Below are 26,147 nucleotides of genomic sequence, written 5' to 3' on the forward strand. Positions count from 1 at the left end.
ACGAGCGTAAGCAGAGACCCGTGACGACATCGTCCTCCAGGCTGTACCGCAACAAGAAGCCCCTGCGAGACATCGTCGGCGAGCAGCTTCGCAACAGCATCTACGACGGCACGCTCCCGCCCGGCACCCGCCTGGTCGAGCAGGAACTCGCCCAGCAGTACTCGGTGTCCCGGTTACCGGTCCGTGAGGCCCTGCGCATCCTGCACAACGAGGGTCTTGTCGAGCACCTGCCCACCCGCGGGGTGGTCGTGCGCACGCTGGACCGCCGGCAGGTGTCCGAGTTGTACGACGTTCGAGAGGCACTCGAAGTCCTGGCCGCCCGGCAGGCCGCCGAGCGAGTGGCCGAGGGGGCGGAGAACCGTATCGCCGCCACGCTGAAGAGAGCCGCAGAGGCTGCCGGGACCGGCGACGCGGCGGCCGCGCACGCGGCCAACTCCAGCCTGCACGACGAGATCACCGCGCTCGCGGGCAATGTGCTGCTCGCCGAGACACTGGAGCCCATCGTGGGCCGGGTCGACTGGCTGCGCCGCAAGATCGAGGACTTCACCCTCATCCACGCGGAGCACGAGGCACTGGCCGGGGCGATCGCCGGCGGCGACCCCGATGGAGCCGCCACCGCGGCACGGCATCACGTACGTGCATCCCGGGAGCGGACGCTCAGGGGGCTCTTCGACTGAGACAGCGGTGAACTGGCTGGCTTCCGATCGACCGTGAGGACGATCTTGCCCTGGATGTGCCCCCGGGCGGCGCGTTCGTGCGCTGCTCGGGCATCCGCGAGGGTGAACGTGCTGTCGATCGCGACGCGGACCGTGCCCGTGTCGAGCAGGCGTCCCAGTTCGGCGAGCTGAGCGCCGTTCGAGCGGACCTGGGTGGCCGTGACCGTGACACCCAGCTCGGTGGTCTCTTCTTCGTCGAAGTCGCCGAAGAATACGGGGAACTGGGCGCCACCACGCTTGAGCGTGCGCAGGAAGCGCCTGCTGTCGGGGCCGCCGACGGCGTCGAGAACGAGGTCGACGTCATGTACGAGTTCCTCGGGGCGGCTCTTGGTGTAGTCGATGAACTCGTCGGCGCCGAGCTCGCTCAGGAACGATTCGTGCGCGCCTGATGCCACCGCGATGACATGTGCGCCCTTCCACTTCGCCAGCTGTAGCGCGAGGTGGCCCACGCCGCCGGCGGCGCCGTTGATGAGCACTGTCGTGTGGGCGTCGAGTGGCACCGGACGATGCTTCGCCGCCTGGAAGGGCGACGGGTGATCGTGCCCGAGCTCGATCAGGAACTGCCACGCGGTGAGCCCTGCCATGGGCGCCCCGGCGGCGTGCACGTGATCGATACCGGCCGGCTTGAGTGCGAGGTCCGAGGCGGGCGCGGCCACGTACTCGGCATAGGTGTGGCCATCGAAACTGGGGAAGCGCAGGAGACCGAAGACTTCATCACCGACCGAGAAGCCGTCCACATCGGCGGCGACGGCCTCGACGGCGCCCGACAGGTCCGTCCCCGGAATCACGGGCAGGTCGAACTTCGGCCTCGTCTCCGGAGGCAGGTTGGACATACCGTCGCGCAGGTACCAGTCGGGGGGATTGATGCCGACCGCGTGCACCCGGACCAGCACCTCACCCGGCCCCGGCTCAGGAATCGGCACCTCGTCGTACCGCAGAACCTCGGGGCCGCCGTGCTCATGGAGCCGGATCGCCCTCATCGTGTGTGCCGTCATCGTTTTCTCCTGCTCGCCCTGCGGGTTACCCTTATCCGGATCAGCGGTCCACATAACCGGATCACTGATCCGAATATATGGACCACTGATCCGGATAGTCAAGAGGGGCCGATGCGGGCCGACGCCAGGAAGAACCGTGACCACCTGCTCGCAGTAGCGGGCGCCGCCATCGCCGAGCAAGGTGTCGACGTGTCACTGCGCGACATCGCCCGCAGGGCCGATGTCGGTCTCGCCACGCTGCTGCGGCACTTCCCGACGCGCGAGGCGCTGCTCGATGCCCTGCTCCGTACGAGCTTCGACGAACTGACCGTGAAGGCGGGCGAGTTCGAGGCGTCGAGCTCGCCCGAAGACGCTCTCGTCTCGTGGCTGCGCGACTGCGTCGCGTGGACCACCGAGTACCGGGGCGTGACCGTCCTGATGGCAGCCGCCATCGAGGACACCGAATCCGCTCTCCACGCCTCGTGCGTCACGCTGCGCGCAGCCGGTGCGCGGCTCCTCACCCGTGCCCAGGCCGTGGGCACGGCCAGGAGCGATATCGATGGCACCGATCTGTTCGCGCTGGTGGCGATGCTCGCCTGGCTCGGTGATCAGCCCGCCCTCGCGCCACGCGCCGATCGCCTCTCCGGGGTTGTCGCGAGTGCGATCCTGACGAGCCCGGGCGGCAGTCAGGCCGGGATCCACTTTCGAAGTGCGCCCTGATCGTGCTGATCCGTGAGGTGGGGGCGCGGCCGGCCGACGGTTTCAGCGTGCTCGTCGGCGCCGACGGCTCGGGTCAGGCGTTGGCCCGTACGGTCGCCACGATGTTCTTGTCCAGTGCCGCGCGTACCAGCGCCGCCGCGAGGACAGCGGGGCCGTGCTGCCCCGTCGGCCGTGCCTGTCGCGCCAGTTGTGCCAAGTTCGCCGGTGACGTCGGCAGGCCCAGCCGCTCCGCTCCCTGCAGCGCTTTCTTGTCGAGGTACGGCGCTGTCTCCGGCCACACCTCCTGCGCCTCGCGCAGGAAGATGTCCGCGCCTGTCGGACCGATGCCGGGTGTCCGGCGGAGCCCGTCCCGCAGCGCGTCGAGATCGCCGTCGGCCGACCGGCGAAGGCGCCGGAGGTCGCCGCCGTACGTATCGAGCAGCAGCTCCGCCCCGTCGGCGAGCTGGGTGGCGGTCTTCTCGTCGTAGCGGCGGTACCCGCCCTCCCCGAGTGCGTCCACGCGTTGCTGCCAGGTCGCTTCGAGCATGTGGCGCGGCGTGCGCATGCCGTGGGTGAAGAGAGCCTGTGCGGCGGCCACCGCGACGGACGCCCTGATCCGGGCGCTCAGCAGGTGACTGAGCACCAGCAGTTGGTACAGGGGCTGCGGGGTGTCCCGCAGCCGGATGCCCGCCTCGTCGGCGAACGTCCTGCCGTGCTCCGTGAGCAGGGCTTCCATCGTCCTACGGTGGTTCACGACCGGTCGTCCCTCCTGGCGTCGAGCTGCCCGGCCCCCGCCTGGCTCAGCTTCCGAGGCCGCCGCTGCCGAAACTGCTGCCATCGCCGAAGCCATCGGCGTCGTCGTCCGTCGGCGGCTTCTGCGAGGCGCTGCGGTGCGTGCTGGAACCCTTGATTTCGTGCGGCAGCAGGCGTGAGCCGTCGTGGGGCATTTCCTCCGGCTCCCGGTATTCCCGGATTTCGTGGACCGCGCCATCCTTGGGAAGATGAGGCTGCTCGTTCGGCTTTGGTGGCGGGAGTTCGCGGGCGCGGATACGGCGCCCCCATGCGAAAGCAGCGAGTAGTACGCCAACCACAACGATGCCGGTCAGGAGCATGAAAAGGGCTGTGTTGGATGAGACGGCGAGCTGAAATTTCGAGGCGTCCATTTGATTCTCGTACCCGCATGCCAGGCTTCGTACCGCTTCATCAGCGGCTCATACGGCCGCAGGGGTGAGGATGCCACCCTTGGATGCAGCCGAGAGTTTATCGATCCGGCTGAATGGGAATTCGTTTTCTCTTTGGGCGGTGAGCGGGAGCACTGGCGGTGAATCGCGAGCCGCTACGGTGACCGCCATGACCGCCAACGACTTCTGGACCTCACCGGCCGATCGCATAGTGCGCGGCTCCATGGGCCACTGCAACCTGACCGTCCTTGAGCCGCGCTCCGGCGCGGGTGCGCTGCCTGGCAACGAGCCGTCGCGGGCGGCCGGGTTCGCCTCCTCCCTCAGTACCGTCGATGAGGTCCTCGAAGACGCCGGGCCGTGCGTCGCGCTCCATACACCCGAACCGGGCACCCGCGCCGAACTGGACGTCATCCAGGTCGGCGCGTGGGGCCCTGCCCTGGGTGTCTGTGATCCGGCGTTCGCCGACAACGGCAATGACACGCCGCTCCTGTACGAGGCCGAAGCCCTTCGGGAGCGGTTCCCCGACGCCCGGATCGTCGGCCGGGTCCACTTCCACGGAGGCGCCGACCACACCGAGGACATCGTGTGGCTGCCGGACGGCGCCATGTTCCACGCCAGTGGCTGGCCCGGTGACGAACCGTTCGTCATCACCGGCGACCCACATGCGGTGATCGCTTCTCTGGGACTGACGGCCGAGATGCTGGAGGACGCCGGGATCGACCTGGAGGAGGACGACCCCGGAGAGACCGAGTGGGCGGCTCTGGCTGCGCTGGCTCTTGGTCATGCCGACCCGTGGAACCGCCCCGGCGTCGAGGCCACGGCGTTCCGTGTCCGCCACACCGAGGGTGCTGTCGGCACGATGGAAGACCTCTACTTCATCTGACCAACTCCCGCACAACGTGAATGAGTTGACACACCGACACGCCATTGCCTGTTCTTTGCCCGGCGGCCCCGGGCGCTAGGGTCTGCCGGGCGGCGCGTACATGTCACGGGGGCTCGCGCGCCGCCCGGATTCCCCTTGCCCCCGCCGAGGGAAGACACCCACGTTGAATCGCATACTCGGACTGTCCCGCAGCTGGCGGACCGGCTTACGTCTGGCAGCGGCGGCCGGACTGGCCGCCGCGGTCACGCTGACCGGTCTGCCGTCCATCGACACCGCCCAGGCGGCCGGCGGGCCGCCCGTCCTGGCCAAGCCCAAGCCCGGCACCGGCAAACGCTGCGATGTCCGCAACGGACTCCCGGCCGCCAAGCGCACTCCGGCGAACTCGGGGTTCCCCGACGACCCGGCCGGGCTGATCCACAAGTCCACCGAACTGCCGAAGAACTTCGACTACAACCTTCCCGGCCAGGCGTACGACGGGATGAAGGCCCCCACGGCCGCCCAGAAGCAGCAGGCCCTGTCCAAGGTCCCGGGCGACCCGAAGAAGAACGTCGCAGCCTGGACCAGGCAGGCCAACAAGTCCGGGGATCCGGCGGACCGGGCCATGGAGATCTATGCCCGGTTCCTCGCCAACAAGGAGAACCTGGCCTTCGACCACTGGTTCAAGTCCCGCTACATCCGCAACCAGACCAACAACAGCAAGGGTTCCGGGTTCGAGCGGCAGCTCGTCAAGGACTACAACCTCATCGGGCCCGACTGGCTGTGCGAGTACTACGTCGAACTCTTCGACAAGGACGGCGACAAGGTCGGTGAGCGCCGCTACGACGCCTACAACAAGCGGACCAAGGAGTTCAACGAGTTCAAGTCCAACAGCCGGCTGGAGAACCCCCAGCTCGCCAAGGACCGCGTAGTCGCCAAGTCGATGCCCGACCACACCTTCCGCTACACCGGCGCGAAGAATTTCACCAAGGGCCAGGCCAAGAAGATCAGCGACCTGAACCAGGAGATCGTCGCGGAGCGGCCGGGGAAGACGAATCAGGTCCGCGGCAACCAGCGCTTCTACAACCCGGTTGCCAGGACCACCCCGGTCCCTGGCTACTCCCGTCAGGACCGCGCGTTCGCGCCCGGCTGCCAGGGCGGTGGTACGCAGCTCACCTCAGCCACCACGTCCAACTGCGGTGGCAGCCGAGGCCCGCTGAACGAGCGCATCAACGACTCAGGCCGTACTCCGGCCGAGGCCAGGCGCATCCAGGCCGAGGCACGGCGCTTCGACAGTCGCGGCACTCTTCCCCGGGGCGGCCCGGGCGGCGTGGACTTCACCACCCTGGAGCTGCGCTATGTCGGCGGCCTCGGAAAGGGCAAGGGCATGCAGTACAGCATGCGCGCCGACCAGATGCCCGACCCGGACAACAACCCCGGATACGGCGGCCAGGCCAAGATGCAGCTGGCATCGGACGCCCTGTTCACCTGGCTGGCCCTGACGCCCGACAAGTTCTGGGTGAACCTGAACCCGGACCAGCCGGACCGGGTCATGGACGACAAGTTCGCCTCCACCGACGCCGGGCGCGTGCTGCTGGAAGCAGACCTCCGGATGAAGCACGACTTCTTCAGGACGATGGACCCGAAGACCGACCTCGGCCGCCGGTTCTGGGCCGCCCTCCCCAAGGTGGACGGGCGTCCGTGCTTCACCGGCATCCGCAACTGGATCGAGCCCAAGCCCGCCGAGGTCCGTGAGCAGGACGGCGGCATCTACATCGTCGACGCCCCGCTCAAACTGAAGTCCACCGAGCAGGACACCGTCACCCAGCCCGGCGGAGGCGAGGGCATCTGCCACCCCACCAAGGCGCAGCGTGACCAGGCCCAGGGGGTCATCGACCGGATGATCGTCCCCGCGGTGGAGAAGACCATCAACGCCGCTCCCCAGTACGCGGATCTGCGCCGGGTCTACACCTCCCGCGTCGCAGCCGAGTACATCCGCCGCCAGGACGCCAAGAAGCCGACCGACTTCCACAAGTTCATCAACAGCAACGATGTGAAGGCGTGGCCACTGCGGGCCCCGAACCAGAACTGGGACAAGGACAAGCTGTTCCAGGAGTACCGGAAGATCTTCATCAACGGCGAGTTCAAATACAACGTCGACACCGCCAAGGGCGTCATGGTGTACATCGTCGGCGGCGTCGACTTCTCCAAGGCGCCGAAGCGGAACATCACCAAGGTCCGCTTCAAGGTGGAGAACCGGGACCTGGACCACACCACCAGTAACTCCATGCAGTCCGACGACACCTCCTACCGCGACACCGACACCCTCTACCTCGGTGGAGGACCTGTCACCAGCGGCGGAGGAAAGCCCACGCCGACACCCACCCCCACCCCGACGCCCAGCGGAAAGCCGTCCGCGCCGGCCGGTCACACACCGGCCCCCGGTACGAGCAGCGCGCCGGCCGGCGGCGGCGGGGCGAGCCACCCGCCCATCAGTCCGGGCGGGGACCTCGCCCACACCGGGTCCGACACCCCCGTCGGCCTGATCTCCGGCATCGCCGCCGCGGTCATCGCCGTGGGTGGCGGCCTGGTCTGGTGGATGCGCCGACGCCGTACCGCACAGGACTAGGCGTATCGCACAGGACTAGCCGTATCGCACAGGACTAGGAGGTCTCAGGCCTCCCGCCCGGCGTGACGTCGTTCTCCAGGACTGGTTGTGGTCTTGGTTGTGGTCCTGGAGAACGACGTTGTCAGCCACCCGCCCGGAGGGCTACTGGCTGCCCATCATGCGGAGCATCTCCCTGCCGCCGGTGCGCAAGAACCGGACCAGGAGCGCGGCGCCTAGGATCAGGAACGCGATGTTGAGCCAGGTCGTGTAGTTCCAGCTGACGCCGCCCATGGGGACTCTCGCGCCGGCCCGGTCGGGGACGATTCCCAGGCCGCCGAAGGCGAACTCGACGACGTATCCGGCGACGACCATCGACACATAGAAGGTGACGAGCAGGAACGCCGTCATCCGCGCGCCGTAGTACTTCCGGTAGATGTTGAGGATCGGCAGGATCAGCAGGTCGGCGAAGATGAAGGCCAGCACGCCGCCGAAGCTGATGCCGCCCTTCCACAGCACGACCGCGAGCGGCACGTTCCCGATGGAGCAGACGAACGAGGCCATGGCCACCAGCGGGCCGATGACCGGGCCCCACAGTCTGGACGCCAGGGGGTGGCCGTCGAAGAAGAACGTGCGCCAGAAGGAGTCCGGGACCCAGGCGGCGATCGCCCCGGCGACGAGCAGGCCGATCACCAGGTCGCGCAGGATGGCCGCCCACTCCATGACGAAGACGTGCGAGGTCGCCGTGAGGCCGTCCCGCGAGAACAGCCGCCGCGCGAAGGAACCCTCCCGCTGGACGGACATGTCCATCGCCGCGTGGCCCTCCATCGAGCCGGCCCGGCCCCGCTCGGCCTGTTCACGCGCCTGGCGCAGCAGTCCGTCCCGCAGGAACAGCCGGAACAGCAGGGCCAGTACGGCGATCATGAGGGGGCCGCCGGCGAACTCCGCCGCGGTGAACTGCCAGCCCATCAGCAGGGCCAGGATCACACCGAGTTCGACCACCAAGTTGGTCGAGGCGATCTCGAAGGCCATGGCAGCGGTGAAGTCCGCGCCCTTGCGGAACAGCGAGCGGGCGAGTGCCACCGCGGCGTAGGAGCACGAGGACGAGGCCATGCCGAGGCCGGTCGCCACGGCGAGGGTACGGGGGCGGTCGTCGCCGAGCAGGGAGATGACGGTGGACTTGCGGACCACCGCCTGGACGACAGCGGACAGCGCGAAGCCGAGAATCAGGGCCCAGGTGATCTCCCAGGTCATGGAACCGGCGATCGACAGTGCGTGCAGTACGGCTTGCATCCGTGCAGCCTTCCTCGCGACGCGGTAAACGCACCGGAGGCCGTGGTGCGACACCTTCGTGTCGCACCACGGCCTCCGGCAGAGCCGCCTCCCGGCCGCCCCGACTCACCACGCCAGGGAGGGAGTTACGGTCGGCTCCCGCCTCTCAGGGCCCTGGCCGCCTCAGTGGCTCAGGTCCAGGTCGAGGTCCTGCCCGCCCTTGCGGTCCACCAGCAGCGATTGGGCGCTGGGAGCGTATCCGCTGGCCACCACCGTGTAGTCGCCGGTGTCGAGGTCGTTGAACGTGTATACACCGTCCGCACCCGTGACCGTCGACCCCACCGTGTTCCCCGCGGCGTCGAGCAGGGTGACCCGGGCGTCGTCCAGGGGCTCGCCCGCGCTGTTGCGGATGGTGCCGTGGACCCGGGCGCCGGGGTCGAGCCGGACCTCGTAGCGGTTGGCGGAGCCGCTGGCGACCTCCACCGGCACGGCCGTCGGCCGGTGCCCGCCGGCGCTCACCGCGAGGGTGTAGCTGCCGGGCACCAGGTCGCCGAAGCCGAAGTCCCCGGCGCCGTCGGCGGTGCCGGATGCGACGACATCACCGCGCATGTCGGTGGCGATGACGAGCGCGCCCGGCAGCGGACGGTTGCCGGGCGTCGCCAGGACCGTACCGGAGAGCCCGGCGGCACCGCTGAGCATCAGGTCGAAGTCGACGGGGCCATCGGCGACCGCCACCGTCGTCGCCTGGGGCTGCCGTGCGCCCCCGGAGCCGATCAGGACGTACGTACCGCCGGCGGGCGCCGCGACGAAGTACCGGCCGTCCGGTCCCGTCGTCGTACGGCCGAGCTGCCGCCCGCCCAGGTCGATCAGGGTGACCACGGCCTGCGGTACGGGCGAGCCGTCGGCGTCGCGGATGTATCCCCTGACGCCCGCGCCCGATCCGTCCGCCGTGGCGGCTTCGACTGCGTCGGCCGGCTCCTGCCGGGGTGCCGCGTGGCGGCCGGCGGTGGTGGTGGCCGGGAGCGGCTCCGGGGTGGCCGCGACGGCGGCCTCGGCGGCGGCACTCGCCACGCCGTTCTCCTCATCGGCACGGGCCTGCAGGCCCGACACGTTCCGCAGCGGAACCTCCTTGGTCCACAGGACCATCAGGAAGGCGACCGCGACCACGCCTGCGGCGATCAGGAACACCAGGTGCATGGAGTCGGCGAAGCCCTGCTTGAAGGGCTCCGACAGACGCGGGTCGAGCTGCTGGATGAACGAGGAGTCGTTCAGCACGCTGGCCCCGCCACCCCCGCCGGGGTTCTTCACCATGTCGAGCACCGGCTTGTTGGCCGGGTTCGACAGCACCTGTGGATCGTGGAGCGCGGCCTGGAACTGCGGGGTCTGCGCGGCCGACTTGAACGCCGAGGCGATCTTGTCGCCGACATTGCTGAACAGCACCGACAGGAAGATCGCGGTACCGGCGGTGGCGCCCATCTGACGGAAGAACGTGGACGACGCTGTCGCCACACCCATGTCCTGCGGCGGCACCGCGTTCTGCACCGCGAGGACCAGCGTCTGCATACAGCCACCCAGGCCGAGGCCGAAGATGAGCATGAAGACCATGGTCTCCCACAGGGGCGTGTCCCACTGGACCTTGAAGTGGAACAGCAGCAGCGCCGCGACCATCAGAGCGGTGCCGATGATCGGGAAGATCTTGTAGCGTCCGGTCTTCGCGGTGAGCTGACCGGCCACGACCGAGGCGATGATCATGCCGAGCATCAGCGGCAGCATTTCGAGGCCCGACCGGGTGGGACTGGCGCCCTTCACGATCTGCAGGTACTGCGGGATCATCAGCATCCCGCCGAACATGCCCGCGCCGATGAGCACGGACAGCAGACTGGTCTTGCTGAAGATCGAGTTGCGGAACAGGCGCATCGGGATCAGCGCGTCGTCGCCCATCCGGAGCTCGACGAGGATCCAGGCGATGATGCCCACCACGCCGACGCCGTAGCAGACCAGCGAGTTCGTGGAACCCCAGCCCCACTCACGGCCCTGCTCGGCGACGAGCAGCAGCGGCACCACGCCGATCGCGATGGTGACCGCGCCCCACCAGTCGATACGGCGGAATCGGCGGACGTGCGGGATGTTGAGGACCTTCGCGACGACGAACAGCGCGATGATCCCGATCGGGACGTTCACCAGGAACACCCAGCGCCAGCCGGTGACGCCCAGGATGCTGTGCTGGCCGGCCAGGAAGCCGCCGATCAGCGGTCCGGCGACACTGGAGGTGGCGAAGGTCGCCAGCATGTAGCCCTGATAGCGGGCCCGTTCGCGGGGCGGCACGATGTCGCCGATGATCGCGAGGGCCAGTGACATCAGACCACCGGCGCCGATGCCCTGCAGGGCACGGAAGGACGCCAGCTCGGTCATCGACGTCGAGAAGGTGCACAGCACCGAGCCGATGATGAAAACAGTGATCGCGGTCAGGAAGTACGGCTTACGTCCATGCAGGTCGGACAGCTTGCCGTACAGCGGTGTGGCGATCGTCGAAGTGATCAGGTAGGCCGTCGTCGCCCACGCCTGCTGGCTCAGGCCGTGCAGGTCGTCCGCGATGGTGCGGATCGAGGTCGAGACGATGGTCTGGTCGAGCGCGGCCAGGAACATGCCCAGCATGAGGCCGCTCAGGATGGTCAGGATCTGCCGGTGGCTCAGGCCGCCCGGGCTGTTGGGTATCGCTTTGGTCTGGGTGTCTCCGCGTGGCGCGGACACGGCCTCACTCATGCTTGTTTTGCTCCCTGCTTCGCCGCTGCTTCGGAGTGGTTTCCCGAGCAGTGACGTGCGTGTTCATGCTCTGCCAGGTCGTCGTTGAGGCGTGCCATCAGCCGGATGAGCTGGTACCGGTCCTCCGGTGGCCAGGGCCTGAGGAGATCCGCCAGCTCCGCGTCGCGCTGCCGCCGGTACGCCTCGAACGCCGCGTGCCCGGCCTCGGTCGCGTGCAGCAGCGCACCACGCCGGTCCTCCGGGTCCGGGCGCCGGGCGATCAGGCCGTTCTCCACCATCGACCGCACCTGCCGACTGACAGTCGAAAGGTCCAGGAAGGTGTCCGTGGCCAGGTCGGTGGCTCGCCGTTCGCCGTCGAGCACCAGTCGCGCGAGGAGCAGCCGCTCACCGGCACCCTGCTCGAACTTGGCCCGGCGTCTGTGGGCTGTGAGCAGTCGGGAGAACCGTACGATCTGGCTCCCGAGTCCGGCTGCGGCCTCCTCGGCACTGGCGTCTCCGGTGACCGGAATCGCCTCTGCTGGGCGGTCATGGACCGTCCCCTTGTCCATGCCTCCCGCCTCCATGTTCTTATTGTTGCTTGTATCGAGCAAGTTATTGTAGCGGCCCTGGACCCGTGCTGGAACACGGCCCTCGCGAGGAGTACGCCGACTCGCCCTGCGTATCGGTGCCGTACGGCCATCCTGGGCGGCGCCGCCGACAGACCGCCGACAGCGCACCGACAGGCCGCCGGCGCTAGCACTGAAGCGGCATCAGCAGGGCGCCGGCGGCATCCGCAGGGTCCAGGTGGTGGTGGGACCGACGGCCAGTGGGCGCGCGGCGAGGACCGGGGCGGTCACGGGATGAGGGCGGTCACGGGATGTCGAGCAGAACCCGCCCGACCACGCCTTGTTCAAGCGCGGCGTGGGCGTCAGCGGTGCGCTCCAGCGCGAAGCGGTGCAGCGGCATTCCGGCCTCCTCGCCCACGCGCAGGGCGCCCGCGTCCACGGCCGCCGCGACATCGGTGAGTGCCTGCTGCTTCGCGGCGGGCGGCACCGTGTAGACGAAAACACTCTGCCAGCGCAGATTCGCCGCCAGCGAGGAGAGCACCGGGACGGAGAGCTGCTCGTCCTCGCCGCCCGAGTAGTAGGCCACCACAGCACCCTGGGCGGCTACCGCGATGTCGAGAGCGGCGTTGGCGCCCGGTGCGACCTCCACGACGATGTCGACACCCTCGGGGGCGAAGGCGAGGATCTCCGCGGTGGCGTCCTGGGTGCGGTAGTCGACCACCTGGTGGGCACCTGCCGCGCGCGCCAGCGCTGCCTTGGCAGGGCTGCTGACCGTGGTGATCACACGCGCCCCGGCCCAGCGGGCGAGCTGAACGGCCGCGTTGCCGACCGCGCCGGCACCGCCCGCCACCAGCACCGTCGCGCCCCGCAGGGTGCCGGGCGCGATACGCCCCGGCCCGCCGTCATGCACGGTCAGCGCGCGATGGGCGGTCAGGGCGGGGATGCCCAGGGCCGCGCCGAGCTCGAACGGGGCGTGGTCGGGCAGGGCGACGGCATGCCGGTCGGGCACGAGCGTGTACTGCTGTGCCGTTCCCCAGGGCCGCTCCCACGCGGCCTCCCAGATCCACACCCGCTGCCCGACCCGAGCCGGGTCGACCTGCGGACCGACGGCGTCGATCACCCCGGCACCGTCCTGGTGGGGCACCTGCTCGTTCACGCCCGGCGGCAGCGCGCGTCTGCGGCTGCGCCAGTCGGTGGGGTTGATGCCCGAGACGCGCACACGGACCCGTACCTCACCCGGGCCGGGCTCGGGAACCGGACGCTCGACGAGCTGCAGGACCTCGGGTCCGCCGGCAGCCGTCCGGATGACGGACTTCATCTGTCACCTTTCTTCGCCCGCCCCTGGGGAAGCTGTCGCACGGGGAGAACGCGTTCTGTGTGGGGCACCTTCTGAACCGCCTTACGGCGCACGGTATTCCGGGAGCCTCGGAGAGCCCCGGGACAAGGAGACGAGCGGGGCGGCCTCCCGGCCCGGACCTGAACGAAAAGTCCCGGCGGCCCCTCGACCCTGCCTCTACGCTGCCGAGCATGACAGTGAACCCCGTGGAACTGGTGATCTTCGACTGTGACGGTGTGCTCGTGGACAGCGAACGAATATGCATCAAAGTAGACGCGATGATCATGGCCGACCTGGGGTGCGACTTCACCGAGGCGGAGATCATCGAGCGATTCGTGGGTTCGTCCACGGAGGTCTACACGGCTGCTGTGGAGGAGCGGCTCGGACGACGGATGGAGAAGGACTGGCAGCTGCGGTACGAGCATCTGTACCAGGCGGCGTTCGCGGCCGAACTGACTGCTGTCGACGGTATCGCGGAGGTCCTGGAGGGCCTGACCACGCCCCGGTGCGTCGCGTCCAACGGCGATCACGAGGGCATCCGGCGGAACCTGGAGACCGTCGCGCTGACCGACCACTTCAAGGGACGCATCTTCAGCGCCGACGATGTCCCCAGGGGCAAGCCGGCGCCCGACCTCTTTCTGCACGCGGCCCGCTCCATGGGTGTGGACCCCGGGCGGTGCGTGGTGATCGAGGACAGCCCGTACGGAGTCCAGGCCGCCCGAGCCGCCGGAATGCGGGCCTTCGGCTACTGCGGCGGCCTGACGCCGGCCTCCCGGCTGGAGGGGCCGGGCACGGTCGTCTTCGACGACATGCGCGGACTGCCGGAACTGCTGACGGCCGCTGCCCGGTGAGCCGGTAACCCGGGCGGCCGGTTGGCCGGGGCAGGACCTTCCCGGCCAACCGCAACTCCGACCTGGCGTGCAGTCAGCGCAGTCAACGCAGCCAACGCGGTCAACGCAGGCGCGCAGTCGCGACGTGGACCAAGAACGTGCACGGAACCTGCCCGTCCGGCGTCGTCATCTCCCGCACCTCGGCGAAGAAGGCTGCCCGCAGGCGCTCCACGGCGGCCCGGTCCAGGGGGCCAAGGTCGTAAAGGCCGGACACGGAGTCCCACACCTGCTCCACCGGACCACTCAGATCGATGGGAACGGTCTCCCAGTCCACCGCTGCGAAGCCGGCCGGCCCGAGGATTTCGTCGAGCCCGTCCCGACTGCGCGTCCGCCGGTCTCCCAGCGGCGGAACGCGCCGCGATGCGGGCAGTTCCCGTACCGCGGACCGCAGCAGCCCGATGAAGCGCTCGTAGGCTTCGCCGCCGAGAGCGCCCCGCCCCAGCACACATGCCAGCACGCCTCCGGGAGACAGCACGCGGGCGACCTCGGCCACGACCTCTTCGATCTCGCCCATCAGCATCAGCGCCATATGGGAGACGCAGGCATCGAAGGTGCCGTCGGCGAAGGGGAGTTTCTGGGCCCGGCCCTCCTGGAGCCTCGCCCCGGACAGCGCCGGCCGGCGCCGTGCCAGCGCCAGTGCCTGCGGGGACAGATCCACCCCGGCCAGCTGTCGCCCCTCGGTCCTGGCCAGGAGTTCCAGCAGCGGACCATCGCCACAGCCGAGGTCCAGTACGCGCCTGCTGCCGGCCACCCGGTCGCACAGGATCTCGTAACTTGACCGGCCGTCCGGAGCCCGGCCGCCGCCGAACGCCTCGGCGGTAACCGCCGGGTGCTCGGCATGGAAGGCCTTCAGGAATGCTTCCTGCGTTGCGGTAGTCGTCACCGGCCCAACCTACGGCGCACCCCGCCCATATGACCGTCCCTCAGCATGACTGTCCTCAGTGCAGTAGGTGAGGGCCGCCCGGCGCTGAGGACGGTGGGGGCGGGGGAGCGGGGTGCGGTGGTTCAGGGGCGGCGGGCGGCCCACACCGTGCGCTCGGTGCGTACCGTCAGGTCGTCGCGGCGCAGGATGCTGTGCGGGCTGTCGGTGTCGAGCAGTTGGTCGAGAGCGGTGAGGTCTTCGGCTGTCAGCGCCTGGGCGACCCCGCCCCGTATGCGGGTCAGGCTGCCGAGTGCGTAGCGGCCGACGGCCTCGGTGTGGGGCGGGCCCATGTTGACGGTGATGACGCGTTCGCCCTCGACGGTGAAGCCCGCGGCGGTCAGTTTGGGTCCCCAGTCGGCGCCGCGGTGGGGCACCTGTTCGGCATGGTGGCGGTCGAGTGCGGCGTGGCAGCGTTCTTCGAGTCCGGGACGGTCTGCCGGTGCGTCCTCGGGCAGGAAGCGCGGGAAGCCCGCCAGTTCGACGACGGCGAACAGCCCTTCGGGAGCAAGCGTGTTGTGGACCTGGCGCAGGGTGCGGTCGGGGTCGGCCATGTGGTGCATGGAGGCCGATGCCCAGACCAGTTCGGGAGTGCCGAGCTCTGGCCAGACCCCGTCGAGGTCGGCCTGAACGGTGCGCACCCGGTCGGCGAGACCCGCTGCCTCGGCCTTGTGCCGCAGGCGTTGCAGGTGGTCGGCCGAGGTGTCGACCGCGGTCACCTCGGCCCGGGGGAAGCGCTTGAGCAGGGCGAGGGTGCCGGCCCCGGTGCCGCAGCCCAGATCCACGATGTGGCGGGGGTCGGCCGCGACGGGCAGCCAGGCGGTGATGGCAGCGATGTGTTCGGCGAGCACCTCGGCGTCCAGGTCGAGGAGCTCCGCCTGGCCGTCGGTGTCGTGCTCCGGTCCGTGGGCCGGGTGGGCGCCGTGGTCGTGCGCCGCGTGCGGGGAGGGGTGTGTCATGGCGCCCACGCTACGAGGATCACGAGGGTGTGGCCCGGTCGCTTTCCGGAAGAGCAAGAGGGTGGGCGCTTTCCGTGCCGGCCGCGCAAGCAGCCGGCGGCCTGAGTGGAAAGGCGTCGCAGGGCGGAGCCGCCGGGGGCCACCGGGCACGGCGGGGATCAGCGCGACGGGCTGTCCGGGCTCCCGGTGCTGTCGTCGTTGCGCTGGTGGCTGCGGCGGGCGTCGCGGTCGAAGATGCCCAGCAGCTCGCACGGCCCGCCTTCGGCACCGATGGCGTGCGGGACCATCGTGGGGAACTCGGCGGCCTGGTTGGTCTCCACCCGGAAGCGCCGGTTGCCCAGAAGCAGGACGGCGGTGCCGGAGAGGACGACGAGCCATTCGCGGCCCGGGTGGGCGCGCATACGTGAGGGGCTGTCGGGCGGTGGGTCCGTCATGCGCTGGCGTACGACGGTCATGCCCGGGTCCGCCCGGACGGACCAGCGCATCAGCTGGTGGGCGGAGTCGATCACCGGGCTGGAGATGACGTCGTCCGTGGCCGTCTCGACCAGTTGGTCGAGCGTGGTGTCCAGCGCGCGGGCGAGGGTGACGAGCTGGTCCAGAGCGAGGCGGCGCCGACCGTTCTCGATCCGGCTGAGCGTGGAGGGGCTGAGCCGGGCGCGGGTGGCCAGCTCGTCCAGAGACCAGCCCTGCGCCACGCGCAGAGCGCGGATCCGTTTGCGTACGAGGCTGTCGAACTCCCCATCGCCTTGCGTCATGGGCAACATCGTATGCCGTATGCGCAAAGCCCACAGAACTGTCGGCACCACCGCCCCGTGACGCCGTCGTCACCCGTCGGGTCGGGAGGTTCCCGGGAGGCTCTAGGGTGCTGGAATGCCGTCGTACAGCATTGGCCAGGCAGCGGGACTGCTCGGTGTGAGTCCTGAGACCGTCCGTCGCTGGGCCGACGGGGGGCAGATCGCCATGGACCGGGACGGCTCGGGGAACCGCGTCATCGACGGGGTGAGCCTCGCGGCCTTCGCCAAGGGGCGGGCCGAGGGTCTGCATCCGGTGCCGGGGGAGGTCCACACCTCCGTACGGAACTCCTTCGCCGGGATCGTCACCCGGGTCGTCGTGGACGACGTGGTCGCCCAGGTCGAGATCCAGTCCGGGCCGCACCGGCTGGTCTCCCTGGTGAGCCGGGAGGCCGTCGACGAGCTGGGGATCGTGGTCGGGGTGACCGCGACGGCGCGGGTGAAGTCGACGAACGTTCATATCGACAGGCAGTAGTCGGCTCGACAGGCGGTAGTCAGTCCCGGCGGTCAGCGGGCGAGGCGGGCGAGGCGGGGGAAGAGGACTTCGGCGCTGCCGCGGTTGACCGCCTCGGCCTGGCCGGGGGTGAAGTCCCGGTAGGTCTCCAGGAAGTGGTTGTAGTAGCTGCCGGCGTTCTGCGGGGCGAAGGGCCAGTCGCTTCCGTAGAGGACGTGACCGGGCTCGGCGAAGGCGAGCAGTGCGGGCAGGGCGCTGGGGCTGGCGGCCAGCGCGGTGTCGAAGTAGAACCGCTTGAGGTCGCGGATGATGTCCTCGTCGTTGCGGCCGGTGTCGACCACGGTCGAGGTCAGGCCGGAGAACCGGTAGGCCGCGTAGGGCAGGAAGCCGCCGCCGTGCGACAGGATGACCTTGACCTTCGGGTACCGGCTCATGACACCGTTCAGCACCATGTTCAGAGCGGTGCGGGTGGTGTCGAAGACGTAGTCGGCCAGCGGGGCCGGGGTTCCGGGAAGCAGCGCCATCGGAGGCTGCGCCGGGTGGATGAACACGACCGCCTCGCGCCGGTCCAGCTCGGCCCAGAGCGGCTCGAAGCCGGGATCGCCGAGGTAGCGGCCCTGGGTGTTGGACATGAGCACCACACCGTCGGCACCCAGGGTGTCCAGTGCGTAGGCGGTCTCTTCCAGCGCGCCATCCACGTCCGGCAGCGGGATGGAGGCGAAGGAGCCGATCCGGTCGGGGTGGTCCCTGACCATTTCGGCGCCGTACTCGTTGACGGCGCGGGCCAGGGCGCGGACCCCGGCCACGTCGTCGTCGAGGCGGACACCGGGCGCGGTGACCGAGAGGACGCCGGTGGCTATGCCCTGCTCGTCCATCATCGTGATCGCGTCGGCCGCGCTCCAGGCCGGGATGGCCCAGCCGCCGGAGTCCATGCCGCGGGTTTCCAGGGCCTTCGCCCAGACCGGCGGAACGATGTGCTGGTGGACGTCTATGCGTGCCGGGAAGCTCATTTCTTCTGCTCTCCTAACACTTAGCGTGCTAACGAATTCATTTAGTACGCTAACGGTCATGGTGGGAAGAAGCAAGCGCGCCCCGGACGAGGGCGCCGAATCGAACGCACCCGACACATCGGATGCAGGCGTGGACGAGCTGGCGCAGGCCGCGGACGCGCTCTTCTACGCGATGCGCCGCGCCCGCTCGGTGGCCGGTCAGGCGGGCTCCGGTCTGTCCCTCGCCCAACTGGCCCTCCTCGACCCGCTGGCGACGGCAGGGGAGCTCACGGTCGGGCAACTGGCCGCCGCGGCCGACGTCAGCGTCCCCACCGCCACCCGGATGCTTCAGCAGCTGGAGAGCAAGGGCAGCGTGACCCGTCGGCGCTCGGCCACCGATGAGCGCCGGGTTCTGGTCGGCCTCACCGATGACGGCGCCCACCAGCTCGGCGCCGTACGCGAGCGACTGCGCGAACGCCAGACCCGCACCCTGACCCAGTTCCCGCCCGCTGAACGCACGCAGCTCGCCCGCCAGTTGCACCGACTGGCCGACGCCATCGCCGCCCTGGACGCCTGAGCGCCCCGGTGGGCGGCAGCCGGTCTGTGGCCGGCGGTCCGTCAGCGGCGGTTCGTCAGCGGCACTTCAGCGCGGCGTGCAGATCGAGTTTGTCGTCCAGGCTGGAGAGCCCGCGGCCGGTCAGGGACTCCACGCGCTGGATGCGGTAGTGCACTGTGTTGACGTGCAGATGCAGGGCCTCCGCGGTGCGGGTCCAGGAGCAGTTGTGGTCGAGGAAGGCCTCCAGTGTTTCCAGGAGCACGCGGTGCGAACTGCTGGAGCTGTCGGACAGGGGGCCCAGGGCGTTGGCGCTGAAGGCCGTGCGTACGTCGGTGGGGATGCCCGCCAGCAGCGCGTCCAGTGAGGTGAGGTCGTCGACCGCGGTGACCCGGTCGGCTCCGGCGGCTGTGGTGGCGGCCGCTGCCAGGGCGTAACGCGCCTGCCCGAGCGCGGAGTTGAGGCCGCTGGGTCCTGGAGTGCTGTCGCTGATACCGGCGTGCAGCGGTGTCGCCGGGGCGCAGTCGTGCAGCAGCGACCACGCCTGGTCGACCGCGGGCCGCCCGGCGGCGCGGTGGTGGCTGTCCTGGCTGTCCTGGCCGGTGTGCAGGACGGCCGCCGCCGTGCCGCCGGGCCGCAGCCCCACCGCGAACGGACCGGCCGCGGCGTGGCTCAGTGCCTCCGTGAGCGCGGCCCGCGCGCCCGTCCCCTCGTTCTGCTGCGATCCGCAGGCCCCCAGTGCGGCGACGAGCACCCGGTAGTGGCCGTGCGCGGGGAGGCCGCAGGCGGTCAGCGCGGAGTCCAGAGCCGTCGCGTCGGCCACCGGGGAGTCGACCAGGGCCAGCAGTTCGTCGGCTGCCCGCCGCTCCGCCGCCCGGCGGCGGTCGAGGGCGTGGCGGTACTGGGCCATCACGTCGGCGATCTCGTGGAGTACGCGGGGCGGGGCCTCCGCCGGGTCGGGGAGGTAGAGGTACCAGGTGTCGTAGGGACCCGAGTCCGCCTCGATGCGCAGGGCGACCCGGGTGGTGTCCCGTGCGGTGTCCCTCAGCAGTGCGGCGGCCCGCTGTACGGGCAGTTTGGGGGCGGACGGCGTACGGCCGAGGGTGCGGCCCCCGGCCGCCAGCAGGTAGCAGGGCAGCCGGCCGAGATGGGCGAAGGCGCGGTCCAGGAGTTCGGCGGCGCCCGCGCCGTCCGCGAGCAGCCGGGCGAGCTCCGTCCGGACGTTGGCGGGCAGCGCGTAGTGGTGGGCCGGGCGGCGGCTGAGGTCGCCCCACTGGCGCAGATAGACCGCCTCGGTGATGGCGCGGAAGCTCGTCTGCGCGGGCACGGAGAGCAGGGGGACACCGTGTTCGCGGCAGGAGTCGACCAGGACGGCGGGGACGGTGCCGTGGGTCTCCTCGCCCGCGAGGAGCGCCGTCGCCCCGGCCGAGCGGAGCGCCGAGACGAAGTGGTCGGTCTTCGCCGGGCTGTCGCCGGGGCTCCACCAGACCAGCCCGCTCAGCACGATCTCGCCCTGCTGGAGGAAGCGCGCCGGGTCCTCCAGATCCGTGGCGGTGACACCGCTGATCTCCCGGGTGAGGAGCGGGTGCTCCCCCCAGAGCAGGGCCAGATCGAGCGATTCGAGCTGGAGAAGTTGTTCGACGTGCATGCTCTGGCTCCTTGTGCGGCGCCCGACCTGAAGATCCGGCATCTCACATTCACTAGGCGAGTGCGAGTGGAGCCATCGTAAATGCCAGGGCGCCGTGCCGGAATGCCTCTTGGTTGATCGTCCAACCATCGTGCTGGGGACTCGGCGGATTTCCGTGGCTGAAACCAGTCGTGCCGGACCGTGGCGCGTTGCTTCACTGACGGAGTACGTGCCGGTACGTGCCAACGGTGCAGGCGCTGGACGGAGCTTCGGCGGCCCGGGAAGCGGAAACCCCGAGCGGCACGACCGGGCACGACCGGGCACGACCGGGCACGAACCGGCAGCACGGAGAACCCGGAGAAGGAAACCCGAGAAGGAAAAGGGGGAGCGGTATGGATCTCAATACGGTGGCCGAGGTGTGCGACGCGCGCACCGGACCGGCCTGGCGCCCCGGCGACTACTGGCTGGGCGGCGGCACCTACCTCTTCTCCGAGCCCCAGCCCCGGCTGCGGCGGCTGATCGATCTCAGCCGGATGGGCTGGGAGCCGCTGAAGGAGCTGCCGAACGGTGATCTGGAGATCGCGGCGACCTGCACGATCGCGCAGCTCTCCCGGTTCGGTAAGGCCTGGTCGGCCCCCGCGGCGCCGCTCGTCGAGCAGTGCTGCCGGGCGTTCCTCGCCTCGTTCAAGATCTGGAACATGGCGACCCTCGGCGGGAACCTCTGCAACGGTCTGCCGGCCGGCCCGATGATCTCGCTCACCGCCGGTCTCGACGGCGTCTGCCTGCTCAGGGCGCAGGACGGATCGCTGCGCCGCCTGCCGGTCACGGACTTCATCATCGGCGCCGGGGAAAAGAACCTGGGCCAGGGGGAGTTGCTCCGCTCGGTCACCCTGCCCGCCCGCGCCCTCGCCTCCCGTACGGCGTTCCGTCAGGCGTCGCTCTACGGGCTCGGCCGCTCCGGCGCGCTGATCGTCGGCGCGCTCGACCCGCTGGACGGCTCACTGGCCATCACAGTCACGGCCTCGACCGTACGGCCGTTCCGGTTCTGGTTCCCGCTGCCGCCGACGGCGGCCCAGCTACGCGCGGAGATCCTGCGGAAAGTCCAGGACGACGACTGGTTCGACGACATCCACGGACTCCCCGAGTGGCGCCGCCACATGGCGCTGCGTCTCGCCGAGGAGATCCGTTCCGAACTCACCGGGGGCGGTGCGCGATGACCTACGAGATCGAAGTGAACAAGAAGCGGTTCGATGCGGAGCCCCGTCCCGGCCAGTGTCTGCGTACCTATCTGCGGGACCGCGGCTGGTTCGGTGTGAAGAAGGGGTGCGACGCGGGGGACTGCGGGGCGTGCACCGTGCATGTGGACGGCGAGCCCGTGCACAGCTGCCTCTACCCCGCCGTACGGGCCGAAGGCCGTTCGGTCACCACGGTGGAGGGGCTGGCCGGGGACGGCGAACTCCACCCCGTACAGCAGAAGTTCCTCGACGCACAGGGCTTCCAGTGCGGATTCTGCACCGCCGGGTTCCTGATGACCACCGCTGCGCTCGACGAGGACCAGCTGACCGACCTGCCCAGGGCGCTCAAGGGAAACCTGTGCCGCTGCACGGGCTACCGGGCGATCGAGGACTCGATCCGGGGGGTCAAGCACGCGGAGGCGCCCTGCGCGGGCAAGGCCGTCGGCCGCAGCCTGCCCGCCCCCGCGGGGCCGCAGGTGGTCACCGGCACCGCGCGCTACACCTTCGACATCGAGGTGCCGGGGCTGCTGCACATGAAGCTGCTGCGCTCCCCGCACGCGCACGCCCGCATCGTCTCCATCGATACGTCGGCCGCACTGCGGGTGCCCGGCGTGCACACCGTCCTGACCCACTACGACGCGCCGGAGCGGCTGTACTCGACGGCGCGCCACGAACACCCCGAGGAGGACCCGGACGACACCCGGCTGCTCGACGACACCGTGCGCTACGTCGGCCAGCGCGTCGCCGCGGTCGTCGCCGACAGCGAGGGGGCCGCCGAGGAGGGGTGCCGCCGGATCGAGGTCGTCTACGACGTACTGCCTGCCGTGTTCGATCCGGAGGAGGCGATGCTGCCGGGCGCCCCCGTGGTCCACGCCAAGGACGCGAAGCAGGCCCGTATCTCCCGCCCGCAGGACAACGTCGTCGGTGAGGCGCACGGGGAGATCGGCGACGTCGAGGCCGGGTTCGCCGAGGCAGATGTGGTGTACGAGCAGGACTTCCGCACGCAGCGGGTGCAGCACGCCAGCCTGGAGACGCACGGAGCGGTCGCCTGGTTCGAGCCCATGGAGGAGGGCGCGGGCGGCGAGACGGGCTCCGCAGTAGGGGTCGACCGGGTGAGCAGGTCCGGCGAAACGGAGGAAGCCGGCCGCGCCGACAACAGCGAGGCCGCCAACACCGAGGCCGACAACAGCGGGGCCCACAACGCCGAGAGGGAAGCCGAGGGGGGCGGGACCGCCGGCCGCACCGAAGGGATTCCCGCTCCGCCCGACGGACAGCGGCTGGTCGTACGGACGAGCAGCCAGACCCCGTTCCTGACCCGGCGCGCGCTCTGTGTCCTGTTCGAACTTCCGCTGGAGAAGGTACGCGTGGTGGCGGGCCGGGTCGGCGGCGGATTCGGCGGCAAGCAGGAGATGATCGTCGAGGACATCGTCGCGCTCGCCGTGATGCGGACGGGCTGCCCGGTCAAGCTGGAGTACACCCGGGCCGAGCAGTTCTTCGGCGCCACCACCCGCCATCCGTTCCGTATCCGCATCAAGGCCGGTGCCCGGCGCGACGGCACGCTCACCGCGCTCCAGCTGCGGGTGGTCTCCAACACGGGGGCGTACGGGAACCACGGCCCGGCCGTGATGTTCCACGCCTGCGGGGAGTCCCTGTCGGTGTACCGCTGCCCCAACAAGAAGGCGGACGGCTACTCGGTCTACACCCATGCCGTTCCGGCGGGCGCGTTCCGGGGGTACGGGCTCGGGCAGGTCGTCTTCGGTATGGAGTCCGTGCTCGACGAGCTGGCCAGGCGGCTGGACATGGACCCGATGGAGCTGAAGGCGCGCAACATCATCAAGGCGGGCGAGCCCATGATCACCGCCGACGGCGAGGAGGAGGACCTGCACATCGCGAGCTACGGGCTCGACCAGTGCCTCGGTATCGTCCGCGCGGCACAGAAGCAGGAGAAGGAGAGGGAGAGGGAGAGGGAGAGGGAGCAGGCGAAGGCGGGGGGCGGCCCGCAGGACTCGCCGCCGGGCGGTTCCGTGCCCGACGGGTGGCTCGTCGGCGAGGGCTCGGCCCTTTCGATGATCGCCACCGGGCCGCCCGGCGGTCATATCGCCGACGCGCGCGTCACGCTGCTCGCCGACGGCAGCTTCGATCTCGCCGTCGGTACGGCCGAGTTCGGCAACGGCACCACCACCGTGCACCGGCAGGTCGCCGCGGGCGAACTCGGCACCACCGTCGACCGGATCACCATCCGCCAGTCGGACACGGATGTGGTGCGCCACGACACGGGCGCTTTCGGCTCGACCGGCACCGTGGTGGCGGGCAAGGCGACCCTGCGGGCATCACAGGCGCTCGCTGCGTCACTGCTGACCTTCGCGGCCGCCCATCTCGGGGTGGTCAAGGAGGACTGCCGGCTGGTCGAGGAAGCCGTCGAGTGCGGCGAACGCCGCCTGCTGCTCAAGGAGTTGTACGCCGCCGCGCAGGCCGCGGGCCAGGAACTCGCCGAGGACGGCCACTTCGGCGGCACGCCCCGCTCGGTGGCCTTCAACGCCCAGTGGTTCAAGATCGCCGTCGACCCGGGCAGCGGAGAGATCCGCATCCTGCGCAGTGTGCACGCGGCGGACGCCGGCAAGGTGATGAACCCGATGCAGTGCCGCGGCCAGGTCGAGGGAGGAGTGGCCCAGGCGCTGGGTGCCACGCTCTTCGAGAACGTACGGCTCGGAGACCGCGGCCAGGTCACCACGCCTGCCTTCCGTATGTACCGGCTGCCCGCCTTCGCCGATGTGCCCCGTACCGAGGTGCACTTCATGGAGACCGATGACGCGATCGGCCCGCTGGGCGCGAAGTCCATGAGCGAGAGCCCGTTCAACCCGGTCGCCCCGGCCCTGGCGAACGCGCTGCGGGACGCCACCGGCATCCGCTTTACCGAACTCCCGGTCACCCGCGACCTCGTATGGCGTGCCATGGACCGGCGGGCGCGGGGCCTGGATGGGTAGCGCCACCCCGCCAGGAATCTCGCGTATGCCGCCATTCCCAGCCCCTTTCACTCCTATCAGCGAGCTTTCTGGGCCGAATCGACCTGCATATGTGGTTCAGGCTCCGGTGCGGTGGGCATCATGGGCTCCAGGCAACGGCGGACGCCGAGCGGCCCGCCTGGAGGGGGAACCCCATGAGTGGAATCAGCGCACCGTCCCGTTCCGTCCGTGCCGCCTCCCTGGCGCCCAAGAGCCTTGTGCTCAAGGGCGAGTTGGTCCGGCCGGCAGCGCTGACGGTGGCGGATCTGCGGGCCCGCTGGGGGCAGCGCCGGGCGGATGTGGTCTTCGACTGCGCCAAGAACGGCCCGCAGCACCACACCTTCGAAGGGCCGCTGCTGCGCGACGTCGTCGGCGACGCGCAGCCTGCCTTCGACCCGGCGCGGCGCAAGGACCGCTCCCGCTTCCTGCTGGCCGTCACCGGCGGGGACGGGCACCGTACGGTGCTGTCCTGGGCGGAGATCGACGCGGACTTCGCCGGCTCGCCGATCCTGCTGGCCACCGCCATGGACGGGCGCGGCCTGGACATGGCGGGCAGTCAGCTGGTGGTCCCTTCCGACCGCTGCGGCGCGCGCTACATCAGCTCGATCACGAGTGTCTGGGTCGGCACCTTCGCGTTTGCCGGGCTGTAGCCGTAGTCGCTACAGCCGTAGCCGTAGCCGTAGTCGCCGCAGCTACAGCTGTGTCCGTAGCTGCCGCCGTCAGGCCGTGGCGAGGGAGACCTCGGTGGACTTGATGAGTGCGACGACGGACGAGCCCGGCGCGAGACCGAGTTCGGCGGCCGACTCCTTCGTGATGGCCGCCGTCAGCTCGGCTCCCTCGACGGCGACCTTGACGCTCGCCATGGCTCCGCCCGTCGCGACGTCGGTGACCGTGCCCGCAAGCCGGTTGCGGATGCTCAGCCCGGTGACCGTGCCGGTCGCCAGGGAGATCTCGGTGGACTTGATCAGGGCCCGTACGGCGACCCCCTCGGCGATGCCCAGTTCCCGCGCGGCCTCCAGGGTGATCGCGGCGGTGACCTCCTGGCCGCCGCCGAGGCGCACCTTGACGGTCGCCATGACCGCTCCGTCGGTGACGCCGGTAACGGTGCCGGGGAGCTGGTTGCGGATGCTCAGAGACATGGAGGAACCTCGCACGCAGAGTGGGATGTCGGATTTGCAATATTACGTCCCTTGTCTCCCGCTCGCGCTCCCCTGCGTACTCCCTGTCGCCGAACGGTGCTTCGGGTCTTCCTCCAAGTGCTGCGGCATCTGCCATATAGCTTCGCCTGATGAATTGCAAATGCGAGCCAACTCGGCATATCTTTCCGCATATGCAGTCCTACACGATCGGCCAGGCGGCTCGTCTGCTCGGCGTCAGCCCCGACACCGCTCGTCGTTGGGCCGATGCCGGCAGGGTCGCGACCCACCGCGATGAAGCCGGCCGCCGACTTGTCGACGGACGCGATCTCGCCGCCTTCTCGATCGAGATCGGGCAGAACGCCGCAGGCGAGGACGGTGATTCCTACACCTCCGCGCGCAACGCCTTCCCGGGCATCGTCACCGCCGTGAAACTCGGCGATGTGGCAGCCCAGGTGGAAATCCAGGCCGGCCCGCACCGGCTGGTCTCCCTCCTCACCAGGGAGGCCGTCGAGGAACTCGGCCTGGAGGTCGGCATGCAGGCCACCGCCCGCGTCAAGTCGACCAGTGTGCACATCGACAGGACCTGAGCCCCGTGCCGGCTCAGGTGCCCGCTCCCGCAACCAGCTCCCCAACGCAGCG

Annotated in this window: 24 protein-coding genes; 11 read left to right on the forward strand and 13 right to left on the reverse strand. The window is 69.9% G+C overall.

The features are described from left to right. Positions 1-20 precede the first annotated feature (20 nt). Positions 21-677 (forward strand): GntR family transcriptional regulator, encoded by a 657-nt coding sequence (locus OG210_RS22665; protein ID WP_328326270.1) that lies wholly within the window; start codon positions 21-23, stop codon positions 675-677. Here the strand turns inward: OG210_RS22665 and OG210_RS22670 are convergent. Then, positions 629-1,711, reverse strand: coding sequence for an NADP-dependent oxidoreductase (locus OG210_RS22670; RefSeq protein WP_328326268.1), 1,083 nt, complete (start codon positions 1,709-1,711; stop codon positions 629-631). The genes OG210_RS22665 and OG210_RS22670 overlap by 49 nt on opposite strands. A gap of 111 nt (positions 1,712-1,822) precedes the next feature. On the opposite strand from OG210_RS22670, the gene OG210_RS22675 reads away from it, so the two are divergent. Continuing rightward, positions 1,823-2,410 (forward strand): TetR/AcrR family transcriptional regulator, encoded by a 588-nt coding sequence (locus OG210_RS22675; protein ID WP_328326266.1) that lies wholly within the window; start codon positions 1,823-1,825, stop codon positions 2,408-2,410. A gap of 73 nt (positions 2,411-2,483) precedes the next feature. On the opposite strand, the gene OG210_RS22680 is transcribed toward OG210_RS22675, so the two are convergent. Beyond that, positions 2,484-3,125: an endonuclease gene (locus OG210_RS22680; protein WP_328326264.1), complete on the reverse strand. Its 642-nt coding sequence runs from the start codon at positions 3,123-3,125 to the stop codon at positions 2,484-2,486. Between the two features lie 64 nt (positions 3,126-3,189). Further along, complete coding sequence (locus OG210_RS22685) at positions 3,190-3,552, reverse strand: DUF6479 family protein (protein WP_328326262.1); 363 nt, start codon at positions 3,550-3,552, stop codon at positions 3,190-3,192. Positions 3,553-3,739: 187 nt separating this feature from the next. On the opposite strand from OG210_RS22685, the gene OG210_RS22690 reads away from it, so the two are divergent. Then, positions 3,740-4,453, forward strand: a complete 714-nt coding sequence (locus tag OG210_RS22690) for a DUF6333 family protein (protein ID WP_328326260.1) — start codon at positions 3,740-3,742, stop codon at positions 4,451-4,453. A gap of 163 nt (positions 4,454-4,616) precedes the next feature. Further along, a complete protein-coding gene (locus OG210_RS22695) occupies positions 4,617-7,058 on the forward strand; it encodes an LAETG motif-containing sortase-dependent surface protein (RefSeq protein ID WP_328326258.1) in 2,442 nt (813 codons plus the stop codon). Between the two features lie 141 nt (positions 7,059-7,199). Here the strand turns inward: OG210_RS22695 and OG210_RS22700 are convergent, their stop codons facing one another. The 4 genes from OG210_RS22700 to OG210_RS22715 all read right to left on the reverse strand — a co-directional run bounded on the left by OG210_RS22700 (position 7,200) and on the right by OG210_RS22715 (position 12,932). After that, entirely contained in the window at positions 7,200-8,327 is a 1,128-nt protein-coding gene (locus OG210_RS22700) for a permease (RefSeq protein WP_328326256.1), read from the reverse strand. Positions 8,328-8,489: 162 nt separating this feature from the next. Beyond that, positions 8,490-11,069, reverse strand: a complete 2,580-nt coding sequence (locus OG210_RS22705) for an MFS transporter (protein ID WP_328326254.1) — start codon at positions 11,067-11,069, stop codon at positions 8,490-8,492. Then, positions 11,066-11,617 carry a MarR family transcriptional regulator gene (locus OG210_RS22710; protein ID WP_328326252.1) on the reverse strand — a complete coding sequence of 184 codons (552 nt, stop codon included), beginning with the start codon at positions 11,615-11,617 and terminating at the stop codon, positions 11,066-11,068. Before OG210_RS22710 ends, OG210_RS22705 begins: the two co-directional genes overlap by 4 nt. 301 nt (positions 11,618-11,918) lie before the next feature. Continuing rightward, complete coding sequence (locus OG210_RS22715; RefSeq protein ID WP_328326250.1) at positions 11,919-12,932, reverse strand: NADPH:quinone reductase; 1,014 nt, start codon at positions 12,930-12,932, stop codon at positions 11,919-11,921. 209 nt (positions 12,933-13,141) lie between these two features. Between OG210_RS22715 and OG210_RS22720 the strand changes: the two genes are divergently transcribed. Then, a complete protein-coding gene (locus tag OG210_RS22720) occupies positions 13,142-13,801 on the forward strand; it encodes an HAD family hydrolase (RefSeq protein WP_328326249.1) in 660 nt (219 codons plus the stop codon). Positions 13,802-13,901: 100 nt separating this feature from the next. Here the strand turns inward: OG210_RS22720 and OG210_RS22725 are convergent, their stop codons facing one another. From OG210_RS22725 to OG210_RS22735, 3 genes are all read right to left on the reverse strand, one after another. Next, on the reverse strand, positions 13,902-14,723 hold the full coding sequence (locus OG210_RS22725) for a class I SAM-dependent methyltransferase (protein WP_328326247.1): 822 nt from the start codon (positions 14,721-14,723) through the stop codon (positions 13,902-13,904). A 122-nt stretch (positions 14,724-14,845) separates the two neighbouring features. Next, complete coding sequence (locus OG210_RS22730; RefSeq protein WP_328326245.1) at positions 14,846-15,718, reverse strand: class I SAM-dependent methyltransferase; 873 nt, start codon at positions 15,716-15,718, stop codon at positions 14,846-14,848. A 158-nt stretch (positions 15,719-15,876) separates the two neighbouring features. Continuing rightward, on the reverse strand, positions 15,877-16,473 hold the full coding sequence (locus tag OG210_RS22735) for an XRE family transcriptional regulator (protein ID WP_328326243.1): 597 nt from the start codon (positions 16,471-16,473) through the stop codon (positions 15,877-15,879). 115 nt (positions 16,474-16,588) lie between these two features. On the opposite strand from OG210_RS22735, the gene OG210_RS22740 reads away from it, so the two are divergent. Continuing rightward, positions 16,589-16,984, forward strand: coding sequence for a TOBE domain-containing protein (locus tag OG210_RS22740; RefSeq protein ID WP_328326241.1), 396 nt, complete (start codon positions 16,589-16,591; stop codon positions 16,982-16,984). 32 nt (positions 16,985-17,016) lie between these two features. Here OG210_RS22740 and OG210_RS22745 read toward each other — a convergent pair whose 3' ends face one another. Further along, complete coding sequence (locus OG210_RS22745; RefSeq protein ID WP_328326239.1) at positions 17,017-17,973, reverse strand: amidohydrolase family protein; 957 nt, start codon at positions 17,971-17,973, stop codon at positions 17,017-17,019. Positions 17,974-18,031: 58 nt separating this feature from the next. On the opposite strand from OG210_RS22745, the gene OG210_RS22750 reads away from it, so the two are divergent. After that, on the forward strand, positions 18,032-18,529 hold the full coding sequence (locus OG210_RS22750) for a MarR family transcriptional regulator (RefSeq protein WP_328326237.1): 498 nt from the start codon (positions 18,032-18,034) through the stop codon (positions 18,527-18,529). Between the two features lie 55 nt (positions 18,530-18,584). On the opposite strand, the gene OG210_RS22755 is transcribed toward OG210_RS22750, so the two are convergent. Next, positions 18,585-20,153 carry a PucR family transcriptional regulator gene (locus OG210_RS22755; protein WP_328326235.1) on the reverse strand — a complete coding sequence of 523 codons (1,569 nt, stop codon included), beginning with the start codon at positions 20,151-20,153 and terminating at the stop codon, positions 18,585-18,587. Between the two features lie 371 nt (positions 20,154-20,524). Here OG210_RS22755 and OG210_RS22760 point away from each other — a divergent pair, with 371 nt between their 5' ends. The 3 genes from OG210_RS22760 (at position 20,525) to OG210_RS22770 (ending at position 25,019) form a co-directional block, all read left to right on the forward strand. After that, positions 20,525-21,349, forward strand: a complete 825-nt coding sequence (locus OG210_RS22760; protein WP_328326231.1) for an FAD binding domain-containing protein — start codon at positions 20,525-20,527, stop codon at positions 21,347-21,349. Beyond that, positions 21,346-24,351, forward strand: coding sequence for a molybdopterin-dependent oxidoreductase (locus OG210_RS22765; RefSeq protein ID WP_328326229.1), 3,006 nt, complete (start codon positions 21,346-21,348; stop codon positions 24,349-24,351). The genes OG210_RS22760 and OG210_RS22765 overlap by 4 nt, the downstream gene beginning before the upstream one ends. A gap of 173 nt (positions 24,352-24,524) precedes the next feature. Further along, positions 24,525-25,019 carry a molybdopterin-dependent oxidoreductase gene (locus tag OG210_RS22770; protein ID WP_328326227.1) on the forward strand — a complete coding sequence of 165 codons (495 nt, stop codon included), beginning with the start codon at positions 24,525-24,527 and terminating at the stop codon, positions 25,017-25,019. Between the two features lie 69 nt (positions 25,020-25,088). On the opposite strand, the gene OG210_RS22775 is transcribed toward OG210_RS22770, so the two are convergent. Further along, positions 25,089-25,508: a TOBE domain-containing protein gene (locus tag OG210_RS22775; RefSeq protein WP_328326225.1), complete on the reverse strand. Its 420-nt coding sequence runs from the start codon at positions 25,506-25,508 to the stop codon at positions 25,089-25,091. Between the two features lie 191 nt (positions 25,509-25,699). Here OG210_RS22775 and OG210_RS22780 point away from each other — a divergent pair, with 191 nt between their 5' ends. Continuing rightward, on the forward strand, positions 25,700-26,095 hold the full coding sequence (locus tag OG210_RS22780) for a helix-turn-helix transcriptional regulator (RefSeq protein ID WP_328326223.1): 396 nt from the start codon (positions 25,700-25,702) through the stop codon (positions 26,093-26,095). Positions 26,096-26,147: the final 52 nt, after the last annotated feature.

The organism is Streptomyces sp. NBC_00466, assembly GCF_041433995.1.
Lineage (GTDB): Bacteria > Actinomycetota > Actinomycetes > Streptomycetales > Streptomycetaceae > Streptomyces.